At 71.2% G+C, this 10,399-nt stretch carries 10 protein-coding genes and 2 pseudogenes; 9 read left to right on the forward strand and 3 right to left on the reverse strand.

Annotated elements, in window-relative coordinates:
- The 5 genes and pseudogenes from UW392_RS17985 to thpD all read left to right on the forward strand — a co-directional run.
- Positions 1 to 219, forward strand: a pseudogene (locus tag UW392_RS17985) (alanine--glyoxylate aminotransferase family protein); the annotation flags it as partial.
- A gap of 351 nt (positions 220 to 570) precedes the next feature.
- A complete protein-coding gene (gene ectA / locus UW392_RS17990) occupies positions 571 to 1,092 on the forward strand; it encodes a diaminobutyrate acetyltransferase (protein ID WP_320776033.1) in 522 nt (173 codons plus the stop codon).
- Positions 1,093 to 1,164: 72 nt separating this feature from the next.
- Positions 1,165 to 2,436 (forward strand): diaminobutyrate--2-oxoglutarate transaminase, encoded by a 1,272-nt coding sequence (ectB, locus tag UW392_RS17995; RefSeq protein ID WP_320776034.1) that lies wholly within the window; start codon positions 1,165 to 1,167, stop codon positions 2,434 to 2,436.
- Positions 2,437 to 2,495: 59 nt separating this feature from the next.
- The gene (locus tag UW392_RS18000) at positions 2,496 to 2,894 is read left to right on the forward strand and encodes an ectoine synthase (RefSeq protein WP_320776035.1); all 399 of its coding nucleotides are present in this window, start codon (positions 2,496 to 2,498) and stop codon (positions 2,892 to 2,894) included.
- 6 nt (positions 2,895 to 2,900) lie between these two features.
- On the forward strand, positions 2,901 to 3,797 hold the full coding sequence (gene thpD, locus UW392_RS18005; RefSeq protein WP_320776036.1) for an ectoine hydroxylase: 897 nt from the start codon (positions 2,901 to 2,903) through the stop codon (positions 3,795 to 3,797).
- A 111-nt stretch (positions 3,798 to 3,908) separates the two neighbouring features.
- On the opposite strand, the gene UW392_RS18010 is transcribed toward thpD, so the two are convergent.
- The 3 genes from UW392_RS18010 to UW392_RS18020 all read right to left on the reverse strand — a co-directional run bounded on the left by UW392_RS18010 (position 3,909) and on the right by UW392_RS18020 (position 7,109).
- A complete protein-coding gene (locus UW392_RS18010; RefSeq protein ID WP_320776037.1) occupies positions 3,909 to 4,952 on the reverse strand; it encodes an aminotransferase class V-fold PLP-dependent enzyme in 1,044 nt (347 codons plus the stop codon).
- Positions 4,953 to 4,997: 45 nt separating this feature from the next.
- Positions 4,998 to 5,462: a GNAT family N-acetyltransferase gene (locus UW392_RS18015; RefSeq protein WP_320776038.1), complete on the reverse strand. Its 465-nt coding sequence runs from the start codon at positions 5,460 to 5,462 to the stop codon at positions 4,998 to 5,000.
- Positions 5,463 to 5,579: 117 nt separating this feature from the next.
- On the reverse strand, positions 5,580 to 7,109 hold the full coding sequence (locus tag UW392_RS18020; RefSeq protein ID WP_320776039.1) for an aldehyde dehydrogenase (NADP(+)): 1,530 nt from the start codon (positions 7,107 to 7,109) through the stop codon (positions 5,580 to 5,582).
- 103 nt (positions 7,110 to 7,212) lie between these two features.
- Here UW392_RS18020 and UW392_RS18025 point away from each other — a divergent pair, with 103 nt between their 5' ends.
- From UW392_RS18025 to UW392_RS18040, 4 genes and pseudogenes are all read left to right on the forward strand, one after another.
- Positions 7,213 to 7,986 (forward strand): IclR family transcriptional regulator, encoded by a 774-nt coding sequence (locus UW392_RS18025; protein ID WP_320776040.1) that lies wholly within the window; start codon positions 7,213 to 7,215, stop codon positions 7,984 to 7,986.
- An 86-nt stretch (positions 7,987 to 8,072) separates the two neighbouring features.
- The gene (locus UW392_RS18030) at positions 8,073 to 9,530 is read left to right on the forward strand and encodes a peptidoglycan D,D-transpeptidase FtsI family protein (protein ID WP_320776041.1); all 1,458 of its coding nucleotides are present in this window, start codon (positions 8,073 to 8,075) and stop codon (positions 9,528 to 9,530) included.
- A gap of 43 nt (positions 9,531 to 9,573) precedes the next feature.
- Positions 9,574 to 10,158 (forward strand): SigE family RNA polymerase sigma factor, encoded by a 585-nt coding sequence (locus UW392_RS18035; RefSeq protein WP_320776042.1) that lies wholly within the window; start codon positions 9,574 to 9,576, stop codon positions 10,156 to 10,158.
- Positions 10,155 to 10,399, forward strand: a pseudogene (locus tag UW392_RS18040) (hypothetical protein); the annotation flags it as partial. The gene UW392_RS18035 and the pseudogene UW392_RS18040, both read left to right, overlap by 4 nt.

Consider the following 10,399-nt stretch of genomic DNA (forward strand, 5'->3'; position numbering starts at 1 on the left):
GTGGCGCGGGCGCTGGCGGCCGACCCGGCGCTGCCGCTGGCCGCGGGCGGCGGCGCGCTGGCCAAGGAGATGATCCGGGTCAACCACTACGGACCGCAGGCGACCCGCGGGGCCGTGCTGGGCTGTCTGGCGGCGCTCGGCGCGGCGCTCTCCGAGAGGGGCGCGCGGACCGACACCGAAGGGGCGCGCGGAGCCGTCGAGGGCGCCTGGCGCGCGTAGTGCGGTCCTTTCCGGGACCTGAATTCGGGGTTCTTCGAAAACTCCGACAAACACAATTCCAGAATTCAATTCAAGGATAGTTTCCTTCATTCTTCTGCCCGCTTTTTTTGAGGCTAAACACACGGATTTCAGGAGCCTCGCAGTCCGCATTTCGGACACGCTTCACACGGGTTACGCGATTGTGACCCGTTACACAAGCTGTCCGTGATGCGGCTTTTGTGGCGGGCAAATCACCCCAAAACTTCGCCTCCTCGCGCGGACCCACGCGCTCGCGTGATAACACACGACACGCCCATACGTAACCCCGCCCGGCGATGCAATTTTCAATTCCGCTGGGTAAGTTCAATTTGCATGACTGCCGCACAAGCAGACCTGCAAATCGACCGTCCGAGAGTGGCGGACGGTGCCGCACTGTGGCGGATAGCGAGGGATTCCAAGGTCCTCGACCTGAACTCCTCGTACAGCTATCTGCTGTGGTGCCGGGACTTCGCCGCCACCTCGGCCGTCGCCCGCGCCGAGAGCGGCGAGGCGGTCGGTTTCGTCACCGGCTATGTGCGGCCGGACCGCTCCGACACCCTGCTGATCTGGCAGGTGGCGGTGGACGAGGCGTACCGCGGTCGCGGGCTCGCCGCCGCGCTGCTCGACGGTCTGGTCGCGCGCACCGTGGCGGAGCAGGCGCTGACCACCCTGGAGACCACGATCGCCCCGGACAACACCGCTTCGCAGCGCCTGTTCACCGCGTTCGCCGAGCGCCACGGCGCCCGGCTGGAGCGCGAGGTGCTGTTCGACGCGGACGTCTTCCCCGACGGACCGCACGAACCAGAAGTCCTGTACCGCATCGGCCCCCTGTCCGCCCCCGCCGGCACCCGCTGACGCCGGACTCACGCCACCGAGCCCTCCCGACTTCCCTCACCTCACCCCTCACGCACCGAGGAGCGATTCGTCGTGACCATCACCCAGCCCGACCTGAGTGTCTTCGAGACCCTGGAGTCCGAGGTACGCAGCTACTGCCGCGGCTGGCCCACCGTCTTCGACCGTGCGCACGGCAGCCGCATGTACGACGAGGACGGCCACGAGTACCTCGACTTCTTCGCCGGAGCCGGGTCCCTCAACTACGGGCACAACAACCCCGTCCTGAAACGCGCCCTGATCGACTACCTGGAGCGGGACGGCGTCACGCACGGGCTGGACATGTCGACCACCGCCAAGCGGCGCTTCCTGGAGACCTTCCAGAACCTGGTGCTGCGCCCCCGTGACCTGCCGTACAAGGTCATGTTCCCCGGCCCGACCGGCACCAACGCGGTGGAGTCCGCGCTGAAGCTGGCCCGCAAGGTCAAGGGCCGCGAGTCCATCGTGTCCTTCACCAACGCCTTCCACGGCATGTCGCTGGGCTCGCTCGCCGTGACCGGCAACGCCTTCAAGCGGGCCGGCGCCGGCATCCCGCTGGTCCACGGCACCCCGATGCCGTTCGACAACTACTTCGACGGCGCGGTCGAGGACTTCCTCTGGTTCGAGCGGCTCCTGGAGGACCAGGGCTCCGGCCTCAACAAGCCCGCCGCGGTGATCGTGGAGACCGTGCAGGGCGAGGGCGGCATCAACGTGGCCCGCCCCGAGTGGCTGCGCGCCCTGTCCGAGCTGTGCCGGCGGCAGGACATGCTGCTGATCGTCGACGACATCCAGATGGGCTGCGGCCGCACCGGCGCGTTCTTCTCCTTCGAGGAGGCGGGCATCACGCCGGACATCGTCACCGTGTCGAAGTCCATCAGCGGCTACGGCATGCCGATGTCGCTGTGCCTGTTCAAGCCGGAGCTGGACGTCTGGGAGCCCGGCGAGCACAACGGCACCTTCCGCGGCAACAACCCCGCCTTCGTCACCGCGACCGCCACCCTGGAGACGTACTGGGCGGACGGCTCCGCGATGGAGAAGCAGACCCGCGCCCGCGGCGAGCAGGTGGAACAGCACCTGATCTCCATCACCGAGGAGAACCTCGCCGACGTCAAGGAGTACCGGGGCCGCGGGCTGGTGTGGGGCCTGGAGTTCCACGACAAGGACCGGGCCGGCCGGGTCGCCAAGCGCGCCTTCGAGCTGGGCCTGCTGATCGAGACGTCCGGGCCGGAGAGCGAGGTCGTCAAACTCCTCCCCGCCCTGACCGTCACCCCCGACGAGCTGGACGAGGGCCTCAAGACCCTCGCCCGTGCCGTCCGCGAGACCGTCTGAATCCCGGAAGACGTTCCCGCATTTCCCCGTAGGACCCGAGTAGGAGGCATCGCCACACCGTGATCGTCCGTTCCTTCGACGAATTCAAGGGCACCGACCGGCACGTCAAGTCCGAGGGCGGGACCTGGGAGAGCACCCGCATCGTCCTCGCCAAGGAGGGCGTCGGCTTCTCCGTCCACGAGACCATCCTGTACGCGGGTACGTCGACGGACATGTGGTACCAGAACCACATCGAGGCCGTCGTCTGCACCAAGGGCGACGCCGAGTTGACCGACCGCGAGACCGGGAAGACTTACCACATCACGCCCGGCACCATGTACCTCCTGAACGGCCACGAGCGGCACACGCTCAAGGTCAAGGAGGACTTCCACTGCGTCTGCGTCTTCAACCCGCCCGTGACCGGACGGGAGGACCACGACGAGAACGGCACCTACCCGCTGCTCACCGAGGAGGTGTGAGGAACCGTGCCCGCGCCCACCACCGTCACTGACCTGTACCCCACCCGAGGCGCCACCGAGGTGTCCACTCCCCGCCAGGACCCGGTCGTCTGGGGCGCGCCCGACGCGCTCGGGCCGTTCGGGCCGAGCGACCTTCAGTCCTTCGAGCGCGACGGCTTCTTCGCCATCGACCAGCTCATCTCGCCGGACGAGGTCGCCGTCTACCGGGCCGAGCTGGACCGCCTCGTCGACAGCCCGGACATCCGCGCCGACGAACGCTCCGTCGTGGAGCCGCAGTCCAAGGAGATCCGGTCCGTCTTCGAGGTCCACAAGATCAGCGAGGTCTTCGCGAAGCTCGTGCGCGACGAGCGCGTCGTGGGCCGCGCCCGGCAGATCCTCGGCTCGGACGTCTACGTCCACCAGTCGCGGATCAACGTCAAGCCCGGTTTCGGTGCCAGCGGCTTCTACTGGCACTCGGACTTCGAGACGTGGCACGCCGAGGACGGCCTGCCCAACATGCGCACGGTGTCGGTCTCGATCGCGCTGACCGAGAACTACGACACCAACGGCGGCCTCATGATCATGCCGGGGTCGCACAGGACGTTCCTCGGCTGCGCGGGCGAGACGCCGAAGGACAACTACAAGAAGTCACTGCAGATGCAGGACGCCGGCACCCCCTCCGACGAGGGGCTGACCAAGATGGCCTCGGAGTACGGCATCAAGCTGTTCACCGGCAAGGCCGGGTCGGCGACCTGGTTCGACTGCAACTGCATGCACGGCTCGGGCGACAACATCACGCCGTTCCCCCGCTCGAACGTCTTCATCGTGTTCAACAGCGTGGAGAACACGGCGGTCGATCCGTTCGCGGCGCCGATCCGGCGTCCCGATTTCATCGGCGCGCGGGACTTCACGCCGGTGAAGTGAGACACCGCTGAAGTGAGACACCGGTGAAGTGAGACGCCGCTGACGCACCGCCGCCGGGCCGGTGCCTCCCCGTACGGAAACAAGCGGGAGGGCACCGGCCCGGCGGTGTCTCTACAGGGCGTCCAGCAGCCGGTCGACGTCCGCGGCGGTGTTGTACAGGTGGAACGCGACCCGCAGGTGTCCGGCCCGGTCGGAGACGACGATGCCGGCGCGGACCAGGCCGGGCTGCCGGTGGCCCAGTCCGGGCACGGAGACGATCGCCGAGCCCGGCGCGGGCACCGGCTCGTGGCCGAGGCTCCGCACGCCCGCCCGGAACCGGTCGGCGAGCGCCACGTCGTGGGCCCCCACGGCCGCCACGCCCAGTTCCTCGACGAGCGCGAGGGAGTGCCGGGCACCGGCGTAGGAGAACACCGCGGGGCTCTCGTCGAACCGCCGCGCCGAGCGGGCGAGTTCCCCGACCGGTCCGTACGTGCTGTCCCAGGGCCGCTCGCCCGCGACCCAGCCCGCGAACACGGGTGTGAGACCGCCGAGGTCCTCCGGTACGACGAGGAACGCGACGCCGCGCGGGCCCAGCAGCCACTTGAAGCCGACGGAGACGACCAGGTCGAAGTCGCCGGCGGTCAGCGGCAGCCAGCCGGCCGACTGGGAGACGTCGACGAGGGTCCGCGCGCCGTGCGCTCGGGCCGCCTCCCGCACGGCGGCCAGGTCGGCGATCCGCCCGTCGGCGGACTGGACGGCGCTCAACGCGACCAGCGCGGTGGACGGCCGGACCGACTCGGCGATCCGCTCCAGCGGCACGGCCCGCACCTTCAGGTCGCCGCGTACGTGGAAGGGGTTGACGAGGGAGCTGAAGTCGCCCTCGGCGGTGAGGACCTCGGCCCCGGTGGGCAGCGAGGAGGCGATGAGGCCGCAGTACACGGCGACGGACGCCCCGGTCGCGACCCGGTCGGCGGGCACCCCGGCGATCCGGGCGAACGCGGCGCGGCACGCCTCGACGTCGGCGAACCAGTCCCCCTGCTGCCCCGCCGCCGTGGCCGCGACGACGTCCCGCAGGGCGGCGGCGGTCCGGGCGGGCGGCAGGCCGGTGCTGGCGGTGTTGAGGTAGGTGGTCTCCGGGTCGAACTCGGCACGGACGAGCTTGTCGAAGGACTCCATGCCCTCACTGTGCGGGCGGCGCCCGCCCCGATCAACAGCGCCGGATCAGGGAGCGGTGCGCACGTCGAGGCGGAGCGCCAGGTGATGGTCGTCCGGGGCGGGCGGGTGCTCCGGGTCGGGGACCCAGCCGCGACGGGCGTAGAACGCCTGGGCGCGCCGGTTGTCGGCGTGCACGTCGAGGACGGCGGTCGCCCGGCCGTCGGCCCGCCACTGCTCGACGCAGGCGGTGTGCAGGGCGGTGCCGATGCCGGCGCGCCAGCGGCCGGGGTCGACGTGGAACTGGAAGAGCTTCACCGTGCCGGCGGGACCGTCCTGCGGCGGCCGGAACGAGGCGATGGCGACGACGGTCCCCCGCTCGACGGCGCAGAGCACCTGCCCGTCCTCCCGCCGCACGGCCTTCCGCCAGGCCCCGACCCAGTCGAACCCGGCCTCGGGCACCCCGTCCGGGTAGTACGTCGCCCGCGCCCGCGCGTGCAGATCGGCGACGACCCCCGCTTCAACGGCCAGCACACTTCGTATGATCACACCGGGAAGGACGACATCCCGACGATCACGGTTGCGCGCCCCTGGAAGGGGCGCGGGGCACGGCGCGAGCAACCACGACGCACCCGCACCCGGCACTGGTGCCTACCTCTCCAACCGCCCGTTGAACCGCCGCGGCAGCCCGAGTTCGTTCGCGTCCCGCAGCTCCACCGGCAGCAACGCCTCCGGCGTGTTCTGGTACACGACCGGCCGCAGCCACCGCTCGATCGCCGTCCCGCCCACCGACGTGGACGTGGACGTCGTGGCGGGGTACGGCCCCCCGTGGTGCTGGGCCGGCGCCACGGCCACGCCCGTCGGCCAGGCGTTCACCAGCACGCGCCCGGCCAGCGGCGTCAGCTCCGCCAGGATCTCCGCCCCGCGCCCGTTGCCCGCGGCCTCCTCGGCGGACAGGTGCACGGTGGCCGTGAGGTTCCCCGGCAGCCGCGTCAGCACCGCCTTCGCCTCGGCCTCGTCCGCGTAGCGGACCACGACGGTGACCGGCCCGAAGCACTCCTCCAGGAGCAGGTCGTACTCGCCCTCCCGGGCGAGCCGCGCGGCCGGCACCGTGAGGAAGCCGGGGCTGACCGTGTGCTCGCCGCCCGCGCCGGGCGTCACCGGCGCCTCGACGTCCGGGAGTTCGGCGCGCTCGGCGACCCCGGCGATGAAGTTGTCCCGCATCCGGTGGTCGAGCAGGACCCCGGCGCCGGTGTCGCCGACCGCCTCGGTCAGCGACTTGACCAGCTGGTCACCGGCGGCGCCGGCCGGGGCCAGCACCAGGCCGGGCTTGACGCAGAACTGCCCGACGCCGAGCGTCATCGACCCGGCGAGACCGGTACCGATCGCCTCGGGGCGTTCCGCCGCCGCGGCCTCGGTGATGACGACGGGGTTGAGGGAGCCCAGTTCGCCGTGGAAGGGGATCGGCACGGGACGGGCCGCCGCCGCGTCGAACAGGGCGCGTCCGCCGCGCACCGAGCCGGTGAACCCGGCGGCGGCGACCAGCGGGTGCTTGATGAGTTCGAGGCCGGCCTCGAAGCCGTGGACGAGGCCCAGCACGCCCTCGGGGATGTCGTGCGCGGCGGCGGCGCGGCGCAGCACCGCGGCGACCAGCTCGGACAGGCCGGGGTGGTCGGGGTGGGACTTGACCACGACCGGGCAGCCGGCCGCGAGCGCGCTCGCGGTGTCGCCGCCGGGGACGGAGAAGGCGAAGGGGAAGTTGGACGCCGAGTAGACGGCGACGACACCGAGCGGCACCTTGTAGCGGCGCAGGTCCGGGATCGGCGGCGTGGCGGTGTCGTCGGGGTGGTCGACGACGACACCGAGGAACTCGCCCTCGTCCACAATCTTGGCGAAGGCGCGCAGCTGATAGCAGGTGCGGGCGAGTTCGCCGGTCAGGCGGACCGGGCCGAGCGCCGTCTCGGCGTCGGCGGCCTCGACGAGGGAGTCCTTGGCGGATTCCAGTTCGTCGGCGGCCGTGCGCAGGAAGGCGGCGCGGACGGTGCGGTCGGCGAGCGCCGCGCGCGCGGCGTGCGCGGCGCGGACGGCGGCGTCCACGTCCTGGGCGGTGGCCTCCACCGCGACCTGTTCGCGCTGCTTCCCGGTACGGGGGTCGACACTCCAGACTGGTGCTGCTGCCACCGCGGGTCCCTCCAGATCTAGGGACGTTCGATATACTGAACGCTGTCTCCATGGATGAATACCCAGCGAGACTATTTCGCGTCCAACGAGGGGGTCAAGGCCGATGTCGACAGGCGAGACTGGCGGCGGAGCGCAGGTCAAGTCCGCTGTGCGGACCGTCGAGCTGCTGGAGTACTTCGCGGGCCGCCCCGGCATGCACTCCCTCGCCTCCGTCCAGGAAGCGGTCGGCTATCCCAAGTCCAGCCTGTACATGCTGCTGCGCACCCTGGTCGACCTCGGCTGGGTGGAGACGGACGCCACGGGCACCCGGTACGGCATCGGCGTACGGGCGCTCCTGGTCGGCACGTCGTACATCGACGGCGACGAGGTGGTCGCGGCGGCCAGACCCACCCTGGACCGGCTCTCCGACGACACCACCGAGACCATCCACCTCGCCCGTCTCGACGGCACCAACGTCGTCTACCTCGCCACCCGGCAGTCGCAGCACTACCTGCGGCCCTTCACCCGGGTCGGGCGCCGGCTGCCCGCCCACTCCACCTCGCTGGGCAAGGCGCTGCTGAGCACGTACAGCGACGAGCAGGTCCGCAAGATGCTGCCCGAGACGCTCCCGGCGCTGACCGAGCACACCCTGACCGACCGGGAGAAGCTCATCGAGGAGCTGCGCCAGATCCGGGAGCAGGGGTTCGCCGTGGACCGCGAGGAGAACACGCTGGGGCTGCGCTGCTTCGGCGTGGCGGTGCCCTACCGCACCCCCGCGCGGGACGCGATCAGCTGCTCGGTGCCGGTGGCGCGGCTGACGCCCGCGCACGAGCAGCTGGTCAAGGACGCGCTCTTCGACGCCCGGGACCGGCTGCTGCTGGCGACCCGCAGGCTGTGAAGCACCGGCGGGCCCGCATGAGAGCGCGATGAGAAAACGGGCGGAAGGGAACGTTTCCCCTCCGTCCGTTCGTCGTCCCGAGCGGGATGAACAAGACGATCAGGCGCGCCTCCGTCTTCACACTGGTCCTGGTGTTCGCACTGCTGGTGCGGGCCACCTGGGTGCAGTTCTACGACGGCCAGGCGCTCGCGGACGACAAGGACAACCGGCGCAACGCGATCCAGACGTACGCGGGGCCGCTGGGCAACATCATCGTGGCCGGCGAGGCGGTGACCGGCTCGGCGAGAACGAAGGGCAGTGACCTCGCCTACAAACGCACGTACAAGGACGGTGAGCTGTACGCGGCGGTGACGGGCTACGCCTCGCAGGCGTACGCCCCGACCCAGCTGGAGGGGATCTACGAGGACCTGCTCAACGGCACCGACCCGCAGCTGAGGACGGTGATGGACACCGTCACCGACCAGCGGGCCGACCCGGGCGACGTCATCACGACGATCGACCCGGACGTGCAGAAGGCCGGGTACGAGGCGCTGGGCGACAACAAGGGCGCCGCCGTCGCGATGGACCCGAAGACCGGGAAGATCCTCGCGGTGGTCTCCACCCCGTCCTACGACCCGGCGTCGCTGACCGACGCCAACACCGCCGGAACGGCGTGGAAGAAGCTCACCGGGGACGCCGAGAAGCCGCTGACCAACCGGGCGCTGCGCCAGCCGCTGCCGCCGGGCTCGACGTTCAAGCTGGTGGTGGCGTCGGCCGCGCTGGAGGACGGGCTCTACTCGTCGGTGGACGAGCGGACCGACAGCCCCGACCCGTACACGCTGCCGGGCACCGTCACCCCGCTCTCCAACGAGAACCCGGACGCGCCCTGCGAGAACGCCACGATCCGGGTGGCGCTCCAGTACTCCTGCAACAACGTCTTCGGCAAGATGGCCGTCGACCTCGGCCAGGACAAGGTCCGGGCGATGGCGGAGAAGTTCGGCTTCGACGACGACGAGCAGGACGTGCCCGTCCGGGCGTACACCAGCGTGTACCCCGAGGACATGGACGAGGCGCAGACCGGTCTGTCGGGCATCGGCCAGTTCGACGTGACGGCGACACCGCTGCAGATGGCGATGGTCTCCGCCGCCCTCGCCAACGGCGGCGAGCTGGTCTCCCCGCACATGGTGGCGCAGACCACCGACAGCGGCGGGGACGTGCTGAAGGACTACGACGAGGACGCGGAGACCAAGCGGATCGTCAGCGCCGACACCGCCGAGCAGCTCCGGTCGGCGATGGAGACGGTGGTGGAGAAGGGCACCGGTTCCAACGCGCGGATCGACGGCGCCACCGTCGGCGGCAAGACCGGTACCGCGCAGCACGGCGAGAACAACAGCAAGACGCCGTACGCCTGGTTCACGTCCTGGGCCACCGACGACTCCACGGGTGAGCAGGTCGCCGTGGCCGTCATGGTCGAGCAGTCGGACGCGGCCCGCTCCGAGGTCAGCGGCAACGGACTGGCGGCGCCGGTGGCCAAGGCGATGATGCGGGCGGCGCTGGACGACTGACCTCGCTGGTAAAGTGCCGCTCCCCGTCCGAGGAGAGACGCCCGTGGGCACTGTCGTCGACGACGCCGCCTCCGTGGAGTTCCATGACTTCTTCGAGCGTCACTACGCCGAACTGTCCCGGCTCGCCCGCCTGCTGACGGGCGAGCCGGACATCGCCGACGACCTGGCGGCGGACGCGCTGCTGGCGCTCTGGCACCGCTGGGACCGGGTCCGCGCGGCCGACCACCCGGTGGCCTACGCGCGCGGGGTCGTCGCCAATCTGGCCAGGACCCGGGTGCGCAGCGCGGTGCGGGAGCGCCGGCGCGTCGCCCTGTTCTGGGCGCAGCGCGAGGAGCGGACCGAGGACCCCGACGTGGCCGACGTCGTCGATGTGCAGGAGGCGCTGCGCAGGCTGCCGTTCCGCAAACGGGCCTGTGTCGTGCTGCGGCACGCCTTCGACCTGTCGGAGAAGGACACCGCGCTCACCCTGGGCGTGTCGGTGGGTACGGTGAAGAGCCAGACCTCCAAGGCGATGGCCGAACTGCAGCGGTCGCTGGGCACCGAGCGGGCCGTGCAGAAGGTGCACGCCGTGGCGGGGGCGGGCGGCACGGTACGGCGGACCGGCACGGCCGGGGGGAGGAACCGGTGACCGGGCGGCCGGACGGGCACGAGGAGGTGCGGGCCCGGCTGCGGGAGGCGGCCGGGGCGCACGCGCCCGACCGGGTGCGGATGCTGGCCCGGGTGGAGCGCGGCATGGCCGCCGCCCCCGGCCCCGGACCGGCGCGGCCGCCGCTCGGCTGGCTGCGGGTGGCGGGCGCCGGCGTCGCGGTGACCGCGGTCCTCGCGGTGGGCGGCCGGGCGGTCACCCAGGCGGTGCGGGACGAGCCGCC

Source organism: Streptomyces sp. CRN 30 (assembly GCF_034105845.1).

What these genes read in the sequence shown, in the direction of transcription:
- ectA (WP_320776033.1), top strand. Translation starts at nt 571, where the DNA reads ATGACTGCCGCACAAGCAGACCTGCAAATCGACCGTCCGAGAGTGGCG.
- UW392_RS18010 (WP_320776037.1), bottom strand. Translation starts at nt 4,952, where the DNA reads ATGGAGTCCTTCGACAAGCTCGTCCGTGCCGAGTTCGACCCGGAGACC.
- UW392_RS18025 (WP_320776040.1), top strand. Translation starts at nt 7,213, where the DNA reads ATGTCGACAGGCGAGACTGGCGGCGGAGCGCAGGTCAAGTCCGCTGTG.
- UW392_RS18030 (WP_320776041.1), top strand. Translation starts at nt 8,073, where the DNA reads ATGAACAAGACGATCAGGCGCGCCTCCGTCTTCACACTGGTCCTGGTG.